The organism is Xaviernesmea rhizosphaerae, assembly GCF_001938945.1.
GTDB classification, from domain to species: domain Bacteria; phylum Pseudomonadota; class Alphaproteobacteria; order Rhizobiales; family Rhizobiaceae; genus Xaviernesmea; species Xaviernesmea rhizosphaerae.
The window spans coordinates 212,530-230,364 of record NZ_MKIO01000039.1; the positions used below are offsets into that span (position 1 = coordinate 212,530).

General features: G+C 65.8%; 18 protein-coding genes. 10 read left to right on the top strand and 8 right to left on the bottom strand.

Annotated elements, in window-relative coordinates; translation table 11 throughout:
- Nucleotides 1-102 precede the first annotated feature (102 nt).
- Together BJF92_RS19075 and BJF92_RS19080 are read left to right on the top strand one after the other, a co-directional pair.
- Nucleotides 103-1,179: a D-alanyl-D-alanine carboxypeptidase family protein gene (locus BJF92_RS19075; protein ID WP_075636322.1), complete on the top strand. Its 1,077-nt coding sequence runs from the start codon at nt 103-105 to the stop codon at nt 1,177-1,179.
- A gap of 45 nt (nt 1,180-1,224) precedes the next feature.
- Nucleotides 1,225-2,376 carry a CobW family GTP-binding protein gene (locus tag BJF92_RS19080; protein WP_075636323.1) on the top strand — a complete coding sequence of 384 codons (1,152 nt, stop codon included), beginning with the start codon at nt 1,225-1,227 and terminating at the stop codon, nt 2,374-2,376.
- Between the two features lie 527 nt (nt 2,377-2,903).
- Here the strand turns inward: BJF92_RS19080 and BJF92_RS19085 are convergent.
- The 5 genes from BJF92_RS19085 to BJF92_RS25825 all read right to left on the bottom strand — a co-directional run bounded on the left by BJF92_RS19085 (nt 2,904) and on the right by BJF92_RS25825 (nt 7,370).
- Nucleotides 2,904-3,137, bottom strand: coding sequence for a sulfurtransferase TusA family protein (locus BJF92_RS19085; protein ID WP_075636324.1), 234 nt, complete (start codon nt 3,135-3,137; stop codon nt 2,904-2,906).
- Nucleotides 3,138-3,232: 95 nt separating this feature from the next.
- Complete coding sequence (locus tag BJF92_RS19090) at nt 3,233-4,750, bottom strand: L,D-transpeptidase family protein (protein WP_075636325.1); 1,518 nt, start codon at nt 4,748-4,750, stop codon at nt 3,233-3,235.
- Nucleotides 4,751-5,223: 473 nt separating this feature from the next.
- Nucleotides 5,224-6,177 (bottom strand): acetyl-CoA carboxylase carboxyltransferase subunit alpha, encoded by a 954-nt coding sequence (locus BJF92_RS19095; protein WP_075636417.1) that lies wholly within the window; start codon nt 6,175-6,177, stop codon nt 5,224-5,226.
- Between the two features lie 42 nt (nt 6,178-6,219).
- A complete protein-coding gene (locus BJF92_RS19100; RefSeq protein WP_075636326.1) occupies nt 6,220-7,161 on the bottom strand; it encodes a site-specific tyrosine recombinase XerD in 942 nt (313 codons plus the stop codon).
- A 59-nt stretch (nt 7,162-7,220) separates the two neighbouring features.
- Nucleotides 7,221-7,370, bottom strand: coding sequence for a hypothetical protein (locus tag BJF92_RS25825; RefSeq protein WP_198931569.1), 150 nt, complete (start codon nt 7,368-7,370; stop codon nt 7,221-7,223).
- Between the two features lie 179 nt (nt 7,371-7,549).
- Between BJF92_RS25825 and BJF92_RS19105 the strand changes: the two genes are divergently transcribed.
- From BJF92_RS19105 to BJF92_RS19120, 4 genes are all read left to right on the top strand, one after another.
- Nucleotides 7,550-8,140 (top strand): shikimate kinase, encoded by a 591-nt coding sequence (locus tag BJF92_RS19105; RefSeq protein WP_075636418.1) that lies wholly within the window; start codon nt 7,550-7,552, stop codon nt 8,138-8,140.
- A 5-nt stretch (nt 8,141-8,145) separates the two neighbouring features.
- On the top strand, nt 8,146-9,300 hold the full coding sequence (gene aroB / locus BJF92_RS19110) for a 3-dehydroquinate synthase (RefSeq protein ID WP_075636327.1): 1,155 nt from the start codon (nt 8,146-8,148) through the stop codon (nt 9,298-9,300).
- On the top strand, nt 9,297-10,601 hold the full coding sequence (locus tag BJF92_RS19115) for an HlyC/CorC family transporter (RefSeq protein WP_075636328.1): 1,305 nt from the start codon (nt 9,297-9,299) through the stop codon (nt 10,599-10,601). Before aroB ends, BJF92_RS19115 begins: the two co-directional genes overlap by 4 nt.
- 99 nt (nt 10,602-10,700) lie before the next feature.
- Complete coding sequence (locus BJF92_RS19120) at nt 10,701-11,198, top strand: DUF2938 domain-containing protein (RefSeq protein ID WP_075636329.1); 498 nt, start codon at nt 10,701-10,703, stop codon at nt 11,196-11,198.
- Nucleotides 11,199-11,211: 13 nt separating this feature from the next.
- Here BJF92_RS19120 and BJF92_RS19125 read toward each other — a convergent pair whose 3' ends face one another.
- On the bottom strand, nt 11,212-11,493 hold the full coding sequence (locus tag BJF92_RS19125; RefSeq protein ID WP_075636330.1) for a BolA family protein: 282 nt from the start codon (nt 11,491-11,493) through the stop codon (nt 11,212-11,214).
- Between the two features lie 142 nt (nt 11,494-11,635).
- Between BJF92_RS19125 and BJF92_RS19130 the strand changes: the two genes are divergently transcribed.
- The 4 genes from BJF92_RS19130 to BJF92_RS19145 all read left to right on the top strand — a co-directional run bounded on the left by BJF92_RS19130 (nt 11,636) and on the right by BJF92_RS19145 (nt 16,652).
- Complete coding sequence (locus tag BJF92_RS19130; RefSeq protein ID WP_075636331.1) at nt 11,636-12,256, top strand: J domain-containing protein; 621 nt, start codon at nt 11,636-11,638, stop codon at nt 12,254-12,256.
- 220 nt (nt 12,257-12,476) lie between these two features.
- Nucleotides 12,477-13,472 carry a cobaltochelatase subunit CobS gene (cobS, locus tag BJF92_RS19135; RefSeq protein WP_075636332.1) on the top strand — a complete coding sequence of 332 codons (996 nt, stop codon included), beginning with the start codon at nt 12,477-12,479 and terminating at the stop codon, nt 13,470-13,472.
- 2 nt (nt 13,473-13,474) lie between these two features.
- The gene (gene cobT / locus BJF92_RS19140; RefSeq protein ID WP_075636333.1) at nt 13,475-15,379 is read left to right on the top strand and encodes a cobaltochelatase subunit CobT; all 1,905 of its coding nucleotides are present in this window, start codon (nt 13,475-13,477) and stop codon (nt 15,377-15,379) included.
- Nucleotides 15,380-15,656: 277 nt separating this feature from the next.
- Nucleotides 15,657-16,652 carry an esterase-like activity of phytase family protein gene (locus BJF92_RS19145; protein ID WP_425356480.1) on the top strand — a complete coding sequence of 332 codons (996 nt, stop codon included), beginning with the start codon at nt 15,657-15,659 and terminating at the stop codon, nt 16,650-16,652.
- An 82-nt stretch (nt 16,653-16,734) separates the two neighbouring features.
- On the opposite strand, the gene BJF92_RS19150 is transcribed toward BJF92_RS19145, so the two are convergent.
- On the bottom strand, nt 16,735-17,379 hold the full coding sequence (locus tag BJF92_RS19150) for a VUT family protein (protein WP_075636334.1): 645 nt from the start codon (nt 17,377-17,379) through the stop codon (nt 16,735-16,737).
- 116 nt (nt 17,380-17,495) lie between these two features.
- Nucleotides 17,496-17,786 carry a 50S ribosomal protein L28 gene (gene rpmB / locus BJF92_RS19155; RefSeq protein ID WP_075636335.1) on the bottom strand — a complete coding sequence of 97 codons (291 nt, stop codon included), beginning with the start codon at nt 17,784-17,786 and terminating at the stop codon, nt 17,496-17,498.
- Between the last annotated feature and the right edge of the window lie 49 nt (nt 17,787-17,835).

Consider the following 17,835-nt stretch of genomic DNA (forward strand, 5'->3'; position numbering starts at 1 on the left):
AGGTGCATGATAGTGACAGATTCCGCAAGCCGCCCGCCCGTCTCGCCGCAGGCTCCCTGCCTCAAGCGGACATCGCGCAGGCCGAAGCGCGCTGCCCGTCTCATGGCCGCTCTTGCCGCGTGCTGTGCGCTGGCGGTCCAGCCGGCGCTCGCCAATCCGCATCTGGTGGTGGATGTCAACACGCTCAAGGTCTATGAGCAGAACGACATCTTCCAGAAATGGTATCCCGCCTCGCTGACCAAGCTGATGACGGCCTATACCACCTTCCGGGCGCTGCGCGCCGGCAAGCTGACGCTGCAGAGCCAGGTGGTCATGTCCAAGCATGCCGCCGCCGAGCCGCCGAGCAAGATGTTCTTCAAGCCTGGCCAGGCGATGACGCTGGACAGCGCGCTGAAGATGATGCTGATCAAATCGGCCAACGACATTGCGGTGGCCATTGCCGAGACCGTCGGCGGCTCCGAGCCGGCCTTCGTCGACATGATGAACGCCGAGGCCCAGCGGCTCGGCATGAGCTCCTCGCATTTCGTCAATCCCAACGGCCTGCCGGAGCCGGGGCAGTATACGACGGCGCGGGATCTGGCGGTGCTGGCGATCACGATCAAGCGGGAATTTCCCGAATTCGCGCCCTATTTCTCCTATGAGGGCTTTACCACCGGCAAGAAGAACTTCCCGAACTACAACATGCTGATCGGCCGTTTCGACGGGGCCGATGGCATGAAGACGGGCTTCATCTGCGCCTCCGGCTTCAACCAGGTTTCTTCCGCCACGCGCAATGGCCGCTCGGTCGTCTCGGTGGTGCTCGGCTCCGACAGCCTGGGCGGCCGGGCGGATGAATCCGCGCGGCTCCTGCAGATGGCGCTCACCGACGGCGGCATGAACAAGCCGACGCTCTCGCAGATCGCGCCCTATGGCGACACGCGCGACACCGTGGCCGACATCTCCAAGCAAATCTGCTCGAAGGAAGCGGCCAAGGTGCGCAGCGAGGGCCGCGACGAGGCCGGCCGGCAAAAGCTGCTCTCGCCCTTCATTCACGAGATCAACCGCCCGCTCAATCTCGTCTATGCCGGGCTGATCCCCGGCACCGAGCCTGTCGAGGAGGCGGCCGGCGAGAAGACGGCGGCCGCAGGCGTCAAGGGCAAGGGCGCCATTCCTATTCCAGTGCCGCGCCCGGTCTATTGATCGTGCGTTCAGGGCGTTGAAACCGTATTTTTTTGAGGAATTTTCATGTCCGGCGTTGAACCCGTTCCCGTTTCCGTGCTCACCGGCTTTCTCGGCGCGGGCAAGACCACACTCCTGAACCGGCTGCTCAAGCAGGCGGCGCTGGCCGATACCGCCGTCATCATCAACGAATTCGGCGAGGTCTCGGTCGATCATCTGCTGGTCGAGAGCTCCGGCGACGGCATCATCGAGCTGTCCGATGGCTGCCTGTGCTGCACCGTGCGCGGCGAGCTGGTGGACACGCTGGGCGATCTGATGGACCGGCTGCAGACGGGCAGGATCAAGGCGCTGAACCGCGTGGTGATCGAAACCACCGGTCTTGCCGATCCCGCGCCCGTGCTGCAGGCGATCATGGGCCATCCGGCGCTGGCGCAGAGCTACAGGCTTGATGGCGTCGTCACCGTGGTCGATGCCGTGCACGGGCAGGCGACGCTCGCAGCGCATGAGGAGGCGCGCCGGCAGGTGGCCGTCGCCGACCGCATCGTCGTCACCAAGCGCGACCTTGCCTCCGGCCCCCAGCAGCTCGGACTGGCCGAGGCGCTGGGCGCGCTTAATCCGCGCTCTCCCGTGTTCGATTCCGGCGATCCGCTGGCGGCCAGCGCCGAACTGTTCCAGTGCGGCCTCTTCGATCCCGGCAGCAAGATCGCCGATGTCGGCCGCTGGCTGCAGGACGAGGCGGAGGCCGACCACGACCACCATCATCACGATCATGACGGGCATCACCACGATCATGGCCATGACCACCATCATGAGCATCATGATCATGCGCATCACCGCCATGCGCAGGACATCCGCAGCTTCGCCATCCTCCATGATGCGCCGGTGACGCCCGCGGCCATTTCGATGTTCATCGATCTGCTGCGCTCGGCCCATGGCGACAAGCTCCTGCGGATGAAGGGCATCGTCTGCACCACGGACCGGCCGGAGCGGCCGCTGATCCTGCATGGCGTTCAGTCGATCTTCCATCCGCCGCAGCGTCTCGCCGCCTGGCCCGATCCGACCGACCGTCGCACGCGCCTGGTGCTGATCACCAAGGGGCTGGAAGAGGCTTTCGTGCGCGACCTGTTAGACGCCTTCACCGGTCGCCCGGTTCTCGACCGCCCGGATGCGGCGGCGCTGTCCGACAATCCTCTGGCCGTGCCGGGAATGCGCTTCTGAAGGGGGAAAATGGGCCTTTGCCCCGCCGTGTTTATGCGGTCCGGAAGCGCACTTTCGGATCTCCGGATCGCTGAAACACGGCGTGCCTCATGCGCGACGTCATCCTCGGGCTTGACGTGAATACCCAATTCTTTCAGGATTTTACGGTCTTGGTGTGTGGATGCTTCAGAGTGCGCGACACGCGCGTTTTTAATCCTGGCTAGCCCCCCCCCTCATCCGCCTGCAGATACCTTCTCCCCGATGGGGAGAAGAGATCCAGCCGAGAACACCGAGCCTCAACCTGAAGTCAAGAGAGCGCCCTCCCGTTGCGTTTAGCAAGGCAGAGACAGTGCAGGGCGGCGCCGCATGTCTCTTATCCCCAGCGGGGAGAAGGTGGCCCGAAGGGTCGCTTGGGGGCGTTCAGGCGGATAAATCCCAAGCCTCGTGTACTTTGTGGATTGTCTCCTCAGGCCTGACCATGACGACGGGGGGAGGTCTGCCCCTCCTTGTCGAAGCGTCGCCTCGCGGGCTTCAGCCGGACCACCAGATCAGTCCGCGTCCTCACGCACTCCCGGCGCCTTGGCGATCACGAATCGATGCCCCGCCGCGTCCGCCAGTGCCTCGCTGCTGAGGAGCATGTGTCCCTCTTCGCGGCAGAGATGGGGGATGTCGATCACCGCCAGCGGGTCGCTCGTTAGAACCGTCAGCCGCGCGTCCGGCGGGAGATCACGCAGGCGCCGCCTGGTTTTCAGCGCTGGCAGCGGGCACTTTAGCCCGCGCAAATCATAGGCTGGAGCGTCGTCGCGATCCTTGCTTGCCGTACTTCCATCTCCAGCCGCATGGGGCGAGGGATGCGACTGTCCGTCGTCGCCCGTGCTCAATTGTCCCAGATCTTCCAGAAGGGCCGCTTGGGCTTTTCGGCCGGGGCGTCGCCGGGTTGGGGGGCGGTGGCGACCTCCGCCGGGTTCGCGGCCGGCACCGGCGGCTTTGTCGAGGGGCTCCCCGTGCTGCGGCCGGATTTGACGGCCGAAGCAGAGGCCGGCGCGGGGGCGGTGGTGGACGGCTCATGACGCGCGCCCGTTGCCGAATGGGCCGGCGTCGAGGCCGTGACCTGGGTCGAAGGATCGGCCGGCACGTCGGTGATCTCGGGATCGGCCGGCGCCTCTTGCGGCGCGGCCCGGCGGAACAGCGAGGCGAAAAGGCTGCCGGTTTTGGCCGGCGGCTGGGCGCTGGCGGTCATGGTGGCGGGCAGTTCGGGGCGCGGCAGCGGATTGGCGGCGGGAACCGGCAGGCGGCGGCCGGTCTTGGAGATCTTGTCGAGCTCGGCCTTCTGGATCTCGGCCGCCTTGCGGGCATCCTCGATCTCGGCGCGCAGGCTCTCCTTCTTCTCCAGCTCGGCCGTGCTCATCAGCTTGCCGGCGGCCAGCGAGCTGCCGGTGGGCGCATAGGCGAGATCCTTGCCCTCGCGCGTCTTGGCCACAACGGCCTTGCGCTCGGCCTCGCTCGGCTCGTACCAAGCCATGCCCTTGAACTTGTTCAGCGCCTTCGCATAGTCCTCGTCATATTTGCGGTTATAGGCGGCGAGCGCCGCCGAGAGCGCCGGCGGCGTCGACATGTCGGCCGGGCAGGTGCTCGCCGGATTCATCGCGCCGCCTTGCTGGTTGAAGACGTATTTCTTCTCGCAGAAGCCGACGTCGGGCGGGCGCTTGGTGATCTCGAACTGGTCGTAGCCGGTCTTCAGGTTCTTCCAGAACTCGTAGTTCGGATTGTCCTTGTGGCGGGCCATGTTCTCCGCCGTCATGCGGAAGGGCAGGGCCTGGAGCTGAATGGTCTTCTGCCCGCCCTTGAAGGCATCGCGCGCCAGCGCGAAGATCTCCTGCATCTGCTCATCCGTCATCGAATAGCAGCCGGAGGACGAGCAGGCGCCATGGATCATCAGATTGGTGCCGAACCGGCCATTGGCCCGGTCATAGGCATTGGGAAAGCCGGTGTTGATGGCGAGGTAATAGCTGGAATTCGGGTTCATCTGCCCCGGCGCGAGCGGATAGAAGCCCTCCGGCGCCTGGCGGTCGCCTTCCTTCACCTTCGGCCCGAGCTTGCCCGACCAGGCGCAGATCGCATATTGCCTGAGCTTCTGGAAGCGGTTGGCGCTGTCCGCCTTCCATACTTCCAAAAGGCCTTCTTCCTTGAGAATGCGCAGCATGATCGGCGAGGTGCGCGGCATGTTTAGCTCGCGCATCCGGTCGACGATCTTGCCTGAAAGCTCGTAAGCCGTCTTGCTCTTGACCGTGCGCAGATCGACATCGGCCTTGTCGACCGTGTCGAGCGTCTCGTTGGTGCAGCCCGTCAGGATCAGAGCGACGGCGGCAGAGGCGGCGAGATTTGTCAGGCGCATGAGGAAAAGCCCATCATCATCCACACGGGAACAGCTGACGCAGGTCCGGAAATCCGGGGCGCAGCGCCTCCATCAATAGATCATTAAGCTTTACGCAAACTTAACCACCGAGCCCTGTGCGAGAACAGTGCGATGTCACGCATTGCGCCCGGATGGCGGCCGCCCGTTGTAATGGAGGCCGCCCGATCCTGCAATGTCGGTCTGCGTCTAGGGTCAGGAGTCATTAAATTCATGCCATCTGTTCGCGCGCATGGAATTGGATGGAAGCAAACAAGCGCAAGGCAAGGCTTTCAGCCTTGTCGAGCATTGTTTGCGATCAGCCGGCCCATGCGCGCGAACCCTTCGGGCGGGCCGGATTTTGCGCCTGGACTGCGTCGGAAAGCCTGGAAAATGCCCCACATTTCCTTCGGCTTCCCTCCTTGCCAGACACAAAATCCGGCCCGCAGATGACATGAATTTAATGGGTCCTGACCCTACAGCGAGCGGCCGATCGCCAGATATTTCTCGCGGCGGTTCTTGCGCAGCGTCGCGCGCTCCACCGGCATCAGCTCATCCAGCGCGCTCGCGATCATGGCGCCGGTGCGGTCGATCACGGCCTCATGGTCGCGATGGGCGCCGCCGACCGGCTCCTCGATGATGCCGTCGACAATGCCGAAGCCTTTGAGGTCCTCGGCGGTGATCTTCATGGTCGTGGCCGCTTCCTTGGCGCGGGCCGAATCGCGCCACAGGATCGAGGCCGCGCCTTCCGGCGAGATCACCGAATAGATCGAATGCTGCAGCATATAGACCCGGTCGCCCGTGGCGATCGCGATCGCGCCGCCCGATCCGCCTTCGCCGATGATGACGGAGACGATCGGCACGGTGGCGTTGAGGCACATCTCAGTCGAGCGGGCGATGGCTTCCGCCTGGCCGCGCTCTTCCGCGCCGATGCCCGGATAGGCGCCGGCCGTATCGATCAGCGTCACGATCGGCAGGCCGAAGCGCTCGGCCATTTCCATGACGCGGATGGCCTTGCGATAGCCTTCCGGCCGGGCGCTGCCGAAATTGTGCTTGATGCGCGACTTGGTGTCGTTGCCCTTTTCCTGGCCGATCAGTGCGACCGGCAGGCCGTTGAAGCGGGCCAGCCCAGCCTGGATGGCGGCGTCCTCGGCGAATTTGCGGTCGCCGGCCAGCGGCGTCCATTCGGAAAACAGCCTTGCGGCATAATCGACGAAATGCGGGCGCTGCGGGTGGCGGGCGACCTGGGTCTTCAGCCAGGGCGTCAGCTTGGCATAGATCTCGGCCATGGCCTCGCGGGCGCGGGCCTCCAGCCGTTCCACCTCTTCGCTGGTATCGATGCTTTCGTCTTCGCTGGCGATCTTCTTCAGCTCGTGGATCTTGCCCTCGAGGTCCGAGATCGGCTTTTCGAAATCGAGATAATGGTGCATCAGCGGCGTTTCCGGTCTCTCTTCGGCGCGGGTCAAGCGAGCCTATTCGTGCTTTTTGCCCTGTTTGGCAAGGGGGTGATGGGTCTGCACCAGCGCATGCAGCCGTTCTTCCAGCACATGCGTATAGATTTGTGTCGTGGAAATGTCCGTATGGCCGAGCAGTTCCTGCACCACGCGCAGGTCCGCGCCATTGGCGAGCAGGTGGCTGGCGAAAGCATGGCGCAGCACATGCGGCGAGAGCGCGGAGATCTTGAGCCCCGCCCGGCCGGCCAGCTGCTTGAGGTCCCGGGCAAAGACCTGACGCGGCAGATGCCCGGCCTTCGACGCCGCCGGGAAAAGCCAGGGGCTTTCGACGTCCACGCCCTCCGCCTGTTCCTTCAGCGCCGCGCCATAGGCCGCCATGGCGGCGATGGCCGCGCGCGACAGCGGCACCATGCGCTCCTTGTTGCCCTTGCCCTTGACGATCAGCGCCCGGCCGTTCTGCGCCAGCACCGTGGCGGGCAGGGTCACCAGCTCGCTGACGCGCATGCCGGTGGCATAAAGTAGTTCCACCAGCGCATGCAGCCGCAGCCGGGCGAGCCGCTCTTCCGGCGGGCCGGTGCGCGCTTCTTCCGCTGCCCGTTCCATCAGCCGGGTCACGTCGTCGACGCTCATGGTCTTGGGCAGCGGCCGCCCGCGCTTCGGCCCGTCGATGATCCCCGTGGGATCGTCGCCGCGCAGGCCCTCGGCATAGAGAAAGCGGAAGAACTGGCGGATGGCGGACAGGCGCCGCGCCTGGGAGGAGGATTTGAAGCCGAGATCGACCAGCGAAGCGAGATAGGCGCTGAGATCGCTGCTTGCCGCCGCCTCCAGCGCCACGCCGCGCCCCTTGAGAAAGGCCCTGACATCGTCGAGATCGCGCTGATAGGCGGCCAGCGTGTTGGTGCTGGCGCCGCGCTCGGCGCTCATCATTTCGAGAAAGGCCTCGATGCGCGCCGCCGACATGTCGCCGGCGATGCGGGCGGCCGGAGCGGGGGAAGGGGGAGGGGAAGGACGGGACACGGTCATGGCGCCTTGTTGACCCGCTCAGCCGGCAGCCGGATCGTCACGTCGCGCTCCACAGGTTGCACGAAGGTCGCCAGCGCCAGCATGCCGGCATAGACCAGGCCGGCCAGCGTGGCCAGGATCACGAGGAAGCGGGAGAGGGTGGGCATGGGGGCACTCCGGGCGGACGCCGCTGGCGCCCCGTTCCTTTCATTATGACGTGGCGTCACAGGCGCATGCAAGCCGCGCGCGGCGTCACCCCCGGCTTTCGCCATCTCCCGCCCCGTCTCTTGACGCTCCCCGGTGAATTGACCGATAGGAAATGGCGGATAAGGAAACAGGCATGATGATGAGCGATCTGGTCGAGCCCAAAGCGGCGGGGCTGATGGCGGCGGGGCTGGCGGAACGGGCGAAGGCGGCGCTGGGGCGGCGCAATCTCGTCTTCGTCGGGCTGATGGGCGCCGGCAAGTCCGCGGTCGGCCGTCTGGTCGCCTCGACGCTGAACATCAATTTCATCGATTCCGACCACGAGATCGAGCGCGTCTCGCGCATGAGCGTGAGCGAGCTGTTCGCCGCCTATGGCGAGACCGAATTCCGCGCGCTGGAAACCCGCGTCATCCGCCGCCTCCTGCGCTCCGGCCCGCGCGTGGTCTCCACCGGCGGCGGCGCCTATATCAATGAAGAGACCCGCCGGCTGATCAAGAAGAACAGCGTATCGGTCTGGCTCGATGCCGATCTCGATGTTTTGTGGGAGCGGGTGAGCAAGCGTGACGGCCGGCCGCTGCTGAAAACCGACAATCCGAAGCAGACCTTGGAAAATCTGATGCGGGTGCGCTACCCGATCTATGCCGAGGCCGATCTGCGCGTGAAGACGCGCGATGTGAAGAAGGATGTGATCGTGGAGGAAGTGCTGACCGCGTTGGCCGCCACGAAAGCTTGAGGATCATGGAACAGCAAGACCCTGAAACGACCCCCGTGCGCACCATCCGCGTCGAGCTCGGCGCGCGCGCCTATGACATCCTGATCGGCCCCGGCCTGATCGGCACGGCGGGGCTCGAAATCGCGCTCAGGCTGAAGGGCCGGCGCATGGCGATCGTCAGCGACGAGAATGTCGCGCCGCTCTATCTTGCGCCGCTGGTAGAAAGCCTGACGGCGCAGGGCATCGAGGCGACGCCGGTCATCCTGCCGGCCGGCGAGAAGACCAAGAGCTTCGAGCATCTCGTGCCCGTGGTCGAATCGATCATCGGCGCGCGCATCGAGCGCAACGACGCCGTCATCGCGCTTGGCGGCGGCGTGATCGGCGACCTCGCCGGCTTTGCAGCCGGCATCGTGCGGCGCGGCTCGCGCTTTATCCAGATCCCCACCTCGCTCCTTGCCCAGGTCGACAGCTCCGTCGGCGGCAAGACCGGGATAAACTCGCCCCAGGGCAAGAACCTCGTCGGCGTGTTCCACCAGCCCGATCTGGTGCTGGCCGACACCGCCGCGCTGGACAGCCTCACGCCGCGCGAATTTCGCGCCGGCTATGCCGAGGTCGCCAAATATGGCCTGATCGACCGGCCGGAGTTCTTCGCCTGGCTGGAGGCGCATTGGCGCGAGATCTTTTCCGGCGGCGAAGCGCGCATCGAGGCGATCGCGGCCAGCTGCGCGGCCAAGGCCGAGGTGGTGGTGGCCGACGAACGCGAGAACGGCCGGCGCGCGCTGCTCAATCTGGGCCACACCTTCGGCCACGCGCTGGAAGCGGCCACGCAGTATGACAGCGCGCGGCTGGTGCATGGCGAGGGCGTGTCGATCGGCATGGTGCTCGCCCACCGTTTCTCCGCCCGGATGAACCTGGCGGGCATCGAGGAGGCCGAGCGGGTCGAGCGCCATCTGCGCGAGGTCGGCCTGCCGACCCGCATCGCCGAGATCCCTGGCCCGGCGCTTTCGGCCGAGCGGCTGATGGAGGCGATCGCGCAGGACAAGAAGGTCAAGAGCGGGCAGCTCACCTTCATTCTCACCCATGGCATCGGCCGCGCCTTCATCGCCGACGACGTGCCGGGCTCCGAAGTTCTGTCCTTCCTCACCGAACAGCTTCGCGCCGGGGATGCGCCGGGCGCATGACCCTTGCGGCTGTGACAGGCTTTCTGACCCTTTACGGGCCGGCCATCGCCGTCATTGCCCTGTGCCTGCTGCTGGTCGCCCTGTTCACCGGCGCGGAAACCGCGCTGACGCTCGCCGCCCGGCGCCGGGGGCAGGAGGAGGATGGGGCCGGCCAAAGCACGCTTCTGGTCGAGCGGCTGATGGCGCGGCGCGACCGGGTGCTGGGCGCGCTGGTGATCGGCAGCCGGCTCGCCGGCATCGTCGCCGTCGCCTTCGGCGCGTCGGTCTTCATCGAGGCCTATGGGGCCCATGGCATCTGGCCGGCGATCGGCGTTCTGACACTCCTGGTCGTGATCTTCGGGGATGTGCTGCCGCGCGCGCTGGCGGTGGCCGCGCCGGAGCGTTTCGCCGCCCGCGTCTCCGGTCCGCTGCGTCCGCTGCTCTTCCTGCTGGGGCCCCTGTCCTCCGCCGTCAACGGACTGGTGCGCGGCCTTCTCGCCTTGTTCGGCCATGCGCCGCCGGCCGAGGCGCCGATCCTCACCGCGCATGAGGAGCTGCGCAGCGCCGTCGCCCAGCTCCACCGCGAGGGCGGCGTGGTCAAGGCCGACCGCGACCGGCTGGGCGGCGTGCTGGATCTCGACGAGCTCGAAGTCTCCGACATCATGATCCACCGCCTGACCATGCGCATGGTCAATGCCGACGAGCCGCCAGGCGTGGTGGTGCGCCAGATTCTCGACAGCCCCTATACCCGCATGCCGCTCTGGCGTGGCTCGACCGACAACATCATCGGCGTCATCCACGCCAAGGATCTTCTGCGCGCGCTCGCCGACCCGGCGGTGCAGCCTGACACGATCGACATCACCCGCATCGCCCAGAAGCCCTGGTTCGTGCCGGACACCACCCGGCTCAAGGACCAGCTCAACGCCTTCCTGCGCCGCCGTACCCATTTCGCCCTCGTGGTCGATGAATATGGCGAGCTGCGCGGACTGGTGACGCTGGAGGACATTCTGGAGGAGATCGTCGGCGAGATTGCCGACGAGCACGACATCGCCATCCAGGGCGTGCGGCAGGAGGCCGACGGCTCGATCGTGGTGGATGGCACCGTGCCGATCCGCGATCTGAACCGCGCGCTTGACTGGACCCTGCCGGACGAGGAGGCGACCACCATTGCCGGCCTCGTCATCCACGAATCGCGCATCATTCCGCAGGAGCGGCAGGCCTTTACCTTCTACGGCAAGCGCTTCATCGTGATGAAGCGGGTCAAGAACCGCATCACCCGGCTGCGCATCCGCCCGGCCGAGGCGGCGCCGGCGGTCGAATAGAGCACGGGACCGAAAAGTGGGAACCGGCTTCCGGAAAAATCCGATACAAAAGACAGAAATCGAGGGTCAGGACCCTAGGCCGGCAACAGGGGGATACGCATGGAAGCGAATATAGGCTGGGGCGAGGCCCTCTTGCGCGGGGCGATCATCGGCATCGGCGCGACGGTGCTGATGGACCTCTGGGGGCTTCTGCTCGCTCGCCTCGGCCTGACGGGAGCCGCCAATTGGGCGCCGGTCGGCCGCTGGTTCTGGCACTTGAAGAGCGGCCGCATCTTCCATACCGATATCGCCGCCGCCACGCCCTTTGCCGGCGAGAATGCGCTCGGCTGGGCCGGCCACTATGCCGTCGGGCTTGCCTACGGCGTGCTGCTGCTCGTCTTCACCGGCCCAGGCTGGCTTTCCTCGCCGACGCTTCTGCCAGCGCTCCTCTGGGGCCTGGTGACGGTGGCGGCCGGCTGGTTCCTGCTGCAGCCGGGCCTCGGGCTCGGTATTGCCGCCGCACGGACGCCACAGCCCGGCAAGGTGCGCCTGCTCAATCTCGCCGCCCACATCGTCTTCGGCCTCGGTCTCTGGCTCAGCGCGCTTCTTATCGCTTGAGGACCTGAATCCTCTACCAGCGCACCGGCTCTCCCGGCGCGGCGGCCTCGACGGCCAGCGCATGCAGGCCCGCATCGAATTCCGGCTGGACCAGAGCGTTGACCGCGCGATGGCGCGCCAGCCGGCTCATGCCGGCAAAAGCGGTGGCGACGATGCGCACGCGCAGATGGGTTTCGCCCGCCCCGTCGAAGCTTTCCTGATGGCCGGCATGGAGGTGGCTTTCATTGAGAACGGCAAGCCGCTCCGGCTGGAAAGCTTCGGTCAGTCTGGCGGTGATACGGTCTGTGGCAGACATGTTTTGGCCCTGTTTTTCTGGCTGCTGGGCCGACCCGCGCCGGCCATGCGCCGGCCCTTCCGGAAGGGGGCTGCAAACCGGGGACAGAGCCTGCAACATTCCCATTTGTCAATTCTTGTCGTGCCGGGGCGTGGCCCCCATAATGAGCGTCATGAAACTCGATTCAAAATACTTCGACTCCGTGCGGACGCGGCGTCGCAAAGCGCCGAAGCCGGAGCCGGTCGCCCCGACCTGCCAATGGGACGGGTGCACCAATCCCGGCGTCCACCGCGCGCCGGTGGGCCGCAATGCGGAAAATGCCTATTTCCTCTTCTGCTTCGAGCACGTGAAGGAATATAACAAGGGTTACAACTACTTCTCCGGCCTGTCGGACGGCGAGATCGCGCGCTTCCAGAAGGAGGCGCTGACCGGCCACCGCCCGACCTGGACGATCGGCGTGAACAAGAACGCCAAGAACGGGCCGGCGCAGGCGCAGGTGCGCTCCGGCAGCGCCGGCGCCTTCAACCGCATGAAGGACCCCTTCGGCTTCGTCGACCAGACCCGGCCCGAGCCGCGCCAGCGCAAGCTGAAGACGCTGGAGGCCAAAGCCTATGAGACGCTGGGGCTGACGGCGAGCGCCACGGCCGCCGACATCAAGGCCGCCTACAAGGACCTGGTCAAGAAGCACCATCCCGACGCCAATGGCGGCGACCGCGCCTCGGAAGACCGGTTTCGCGAGGTGATCCAGGCCTATCAGATGCTCAAGCAGGCCGGCTTCTGCTGATCCCTCCGCGCCCGTGGCACGCCCGTGGATTGCCCCTTTGCGCTTCTGCTCCCACGGCGCGAGGACGCGCCTGCATCGCGCCTTGCGCGCGGGGTGCGACAATGCTGCGCCGCGATTTTCTTGCCCTTTGTCCTTGAAAGCGCCGTGCGACGCGGCTTATGACAGGGGACGACACTTGTAGGCGATGAAGGGCGCGGCTCCCGTGCCCGGTGGAGACAGTATGAGCAAGGTAGACCTCGATATTTCCAATCTTCCCGACACGACGGTGTCCGTCCGCGAGGTCTTCGGCATCGACACCGACCTGACCGTGCCGGCCTATTCCAAGGGCGACGCCTATGTGCCGGACGCCGATCCCGACTATCTGTTCGACCGCGAGACGACGCTCGCCATCCTGGCCGGCTTCGCCCATAACCGCCGCGTCATGGTCTCGGGCTATCACGGCACCGGCAAGTCCACCCATATCGAGCAGGTCGCCGCGCGGCTGAACTGGCCCTGCGTGCGCGTCAACCTCGACAGCCATGTCAGCCGTATCGACCTCGTCGGCAAGGATGCCATCGTCGTCAAGGACGGCCTGCAGGTCACCGAGTTCAAGGACGGCATCCTGCCCTGGGCCTATCAGCACAATGTCGCGCTGGTCTTCGACGAATATGATGCCGGCCGCCCGGACGTGATGTTCGTCATCCAGCGCGTGCTGGAATCCTCCGGCCGCCTGACGCTGCTCGACCAGAGCCGCGTGATCCGCCCGCATCCCGCCTTCCGCCTGTTCGCCACCGCCAACACGGTCGGCCTCGGCGACACCACCGGCCTTTACCACGGCACGCAGCAGATCAACCAGGCGCAGATGGACCGCTGGTCGATCGTCACCACGCTGAACTATCTGCCGCATGAGAAGGAAGTCGACATCGTCGCCGCCAAGGTGAAGGGCTTCACCGCCAAGCGCGGCCGCGACACCGTTTCCAAGATGGTGCGCGTCGCCGATCTCACCCGCGCCGCCTTCATCAATGGCGATCTCTCCACTGTCATGAGCCCGCGCACGGTTATTACCTGGGCGGAGAATGCGCATATCTTCGGCGATATCGCCTTTGCCTTCCGCGTCACCTTCCTCAACAAGTGCGACGAGCTGGAGCGGTCGCTGGTGGCCGAGCACTATCAGCGCGCCTTCGGCATCGAGCTGAAGGAAAGCGCGGCCAACATCGTTTTGGAGGCGACGGCGTAAAGGTGGCGGGACGCGGCGACAATTCCAAGCCGAAGAGCGGCGGCCCCGTCGATGTCGAGCCCTTCCGGCGCGCATTGACGGGCTGCGTGCGCTCGATCGCGGGCGACGGCGAGGTCGAGGTGGTCTTCGCCAATGAGCGCCCGGGCATGACCGGCGAGCGCATCCGCCTGCCGGATATTTCCAAGCGGCCGACGCGCCACGAGCTTGCGGTCACCCGCGGGCTCGGCGATTCCATGGCGCTGCGCAGGGCCTGCCACGATGCCCGCATCCACGCCACCATGGCGCCGCAGGGCACCGAGGCGCGCCAGATCTTCGACGCGGTCGAGCAGGCGCGTGTCGAGGCCATCGGCGCCAAGGCCATGGACGGCGTGGCGCTCAACATCACCTCGATGCTCGAGGAGAAATATGCCCGCGCCAATTACGGCGCGATCGAGCGCCAGCAGGATGCGCCGATCGAGGAGGCCATGGCGCTTCTCGTGCGCGAGACGCTGACCGGCCAGAAGCCGCCGGAGGCCGCCGGCAAGGTGCTCGACCTCTGGCGTTCCTTCATCGCCGACAATTCCGCCGGCGGCGTGAACAATCTCGCTTCGGTCATCAACGACCAGCAGGCTTTCGCCCGCGTCATCCGCGACATGCTCACGGCCATGAACATGGCCGAGAAATATGGCGAGGACGAATCCGAGCCGGACGACACCGAGACGCCGTCCGACGAGGACCAGCCGCGCAGCGAGCAGGAAAACGAGGAAGCCGCCGAGGACGAAGCCGGTCAGGATGCCGCGCCCGCCGAGGAGAGCGAGACCGCCGACGACGAGATGGAAGACGGCGAGATGGACGGCGCCGAGATCTCCGACGAGGAGATGTCGGACGAGGGCGAGGAAGACAGCGAGACGCCCGGCGAGGTCAAGCGCCCCAATCATCCCTTCGACGATTTCAACGAGAAGGTCGATTACACCGTCTTCACCGAGGCCTTCGACGAGATCGTCACCTCTGAGGAACTCTGCGACGAGGCCGAGCTCGAACGGCTGCGCGCTTTCCTGGACAAGCAGCTCGCCCATCTGCAAGGGGCTGTCGGCCGGCTCGCCAACCGGCTGCAGCGCCGGCTGATGGCGCAGCAGAACCGCTCCTGGGAGTTCGACCTGGAAGAGGGCTATCTCGATCCGGCGCGGCTGACCCGCCTGATCATCGACCCGATGCAGCCGCTCTCCTTCAAGAAGGAGAAGGACACCAAGTTCCGCGACACGGTCGTCACGCTGCTGATCGACAATTCCGGCTCGATGCGCGGACGGCCGATCACGGTGGCGGCGACCTGCGCCGATATTCTGGCGCGCACGCTGGAGCGCTGCGGCGTGAAGGTCGAGATCCTCGGCTTCACCACCAAGGCCTGGAAGGGCGGGCAGAGCCGCGAGACATGGCTTTCGAGCGGCAAGCCGCAGGCGCCGGGCCGGCTCAACGACCTGCGCCACATCATCTACAAGTCGGCGGATGCGCCCTGGCGGCGTGCCCGGCGCAATCTCGGCCTGATGATGCGCGAGGGTCTGCTCAAGGAGAATATCGACGGCGAGGCGCTGATCTGGGCGCATGACCGGCTCTTGGCCCGGCCCGAGCAGCGCCGCATCCTGATGATGATCTCCGACGGTGCGCCGGTGGATGATTCCACCCTGTCGGTCAATCCGGGCAATTATCTGGAGCGGCATTTGCGCGCCGTGATCGAGCAGATCGAGACGCGCTCGCCGGTCGAACTGCTGGCCATCGGCATCGGCCATGACGTGACCCGCTATTATCGCCGCGCGGTGACCATTGTGGATGCCGACGAGCTGGCGGGCGCCATGACCGAACAGCTGGCCTCGCTCTTCGACGACGAATCGACCAGCCGACGCAGGGTCGCCCCGCGCCGCCGGGCCGGCTGAGCAGATCCCACGATCGGGCCTGGCGGGATGACCGCCGGGCCTTCTTCATCAAGAGCCTCCTTCATCAAAGGGCCGCTGATCCGGTTGGACCCCGAACAGGGGCTGCGTCTTCAAAAAGCCGATCTTTCCCGCCACCGTCAGACAGGTTTCAGCGCATGCCTCGCGCGGGCTTCAGGCGTCATTGTCGCGCGACTTGCGCGCACCCGCGCCGAGGCTTCTCCTTCTCCAGACAGCGGATCCGGCATTCTTGAAGACGAAGACGATTCCCACGCTGCTCCTGGCGGCGCTCGCCGGTGGCGTTCTGCTGTTTGGCAGCGACCATCAGGATGTGCAGGCCGGATCGAGCACCATGGAGACGATCACCGTGTCCAGCCGGCCGATCGAGAGCTTCCGCTTCGGCAGCGGCACCACGCGCTTTGGACAGCTGGAATTTCTCGGCGGGCTGGTGATGCGCTCCAGCCATCCGCTGTTCGGCGCGCTCTCCTCCATCCGCTTCCGGCCCGACGGCCGCCGCTTCCTGGCGGTCATGGACAGCGGTCATTTCGTCGAGGGGCGGATCGAGCGGGACGGGCAGGGGCGGCTGTCCGGCGTCTCGACGCTGAAGGTCACGCCGATGATCGACCGCTCCGGCCGCACGGGCGGTGCCAAGCGCTCCATGGATTCGGAAGGGCTCGCCTTCACGCCCGAGGGTGTTCTGGTGAGCTTCGAAGGGCTGCACCGGGTCGATCTCTACCCGGATCCGGCGGTGGAATCGGCCCGCCCCCTGCGCACGGTGCCCATTCTCATTCCCCGTGGCATGCTGGAGAACAATCGCGGGCTGGAAACCGTCGCCGCCGCGCCGGCCGACAGTCCACTGAAGGGTGCGGCCGTGGTGGTGGCGGAGGAGAGCCTGGACGGGCAGGGAAACCATCCCGCGGCCATTCTCGACGGGCCGCTGAAGGGCCGCTTCAGCGTTCGCCATCGCGACCGCTATCTCGTGACCGACGGCGCCTTCCTGCCGGATGGCGACCTTCTGCTGCTGGAGCGGCGCTTCACGGTGACGGACGGCCTGGGCTTTCGTATCCGCCGCATCGACGGCAGAACGCTGAAGCCCGATGCCGTCGTCGACGGGCCTGTCCTGATCGAGGCGAACATGTCCGAGCAGATCGACAATATGGAAGGGCTGGATGTGGTGACCGGCCCTGATGGCGACACCCGTCTGTTCCTCATCTCCGACGACAACCGCTCGCTGCTTCAGCGCAGCCTGATGCTGGAATTCCGTCTGCTTCCTTAACGGCCTCAAGCCGATAGTCCATGCAAAAAGACCGCGCTCTCCCCAGGGAAAGCGCGGTCTTTTGGTCTTTCGACGGGAGCGATCAGCCCTGTGAGGAAGCCGTCACGCCCGGCATCGGCTTCAGCCAGCTCATCAGCGCGCCATAGGGCAGCAGCATCAGGAGGCCGACGGCCATCTTGACGAAGAGATCGCCGGCCGCCCAGGAGATCCAGCGCGGCACTTCGGCCGAGAAGGCGCCGAGGAAGGGGCTGACCTGCAGGGCGAACTCCTCGTTCGGGCCGAGCATCGAGAAGATCGGCGCGAAGGCGAGCGAGAAGAAGATGGTGGTATCCAGCGCCGAGCCGATCAGCGAGCCGACCAGCGGCGCGCGCCACCAGCTCTGCGCCCGAAGCTTGTTGAACAGCGAGATGTCCAGCAACTGGCCGAGCAGGAAGGCCGAGCCCGAGGCAATGGCAATGCGCGGCGTGGCGGCGGCGATCGACAGGAGAACGGCGACGGCAAAGCCGCAGACGACGACGCGCCGCGCGATGCGCGGGCCGAACTGGCGGTTGGTCAGATCGGTGACGAGGAAAGCGACCGGATAGGTGAAGGCGCCGTAGGTGAGCAGATCGCTTAGGTTTATCCCCGCGATCACGCCGGGAAGCGGATATTGCACGAGCACATTGGAAGAGACGACCACGAGGGTCATCAGGCCGACATAGGTAATGAACAGGGCAGAGCGCTGCATTTTTTTATCCTGGGGTATGCCACCAGCTGGCTGTTGACGAGAAAAGACGCCGCGCGCTTTCACGCACGGCGTCTTGCGATGAAAATTCGTTCCGGAGACGGGCCTCCGGCAGGCAATCAGGCGGCTTCAGCCGTCTTCTTGACGATCTGGCGGCGCAGCAGGCGGGCGCGCATCGACAGTTCGCGCTCATCGGCCTTCAGCAGGAAGGCATCGAGACCGCCGCGATGTTCGACCGAACGCAGGGCATGCGCGGAAACGCGCAGGCGGAAACGCTGGCCGAGTGCGTCGGAGATCAGCGTGACGCTGCACAGGTTCGGCAGGAACTTGCGCCGGGTCTTGTTGTTGGCATGGCTGACATTGTTGCCCGACTGGACGCCCTTGCCGGTCAATTCGCAACTACGGGACATGGGTAAGCACCTTATCTTTGAGCCCGCGAACACTGCAGTGGCGAGCCTT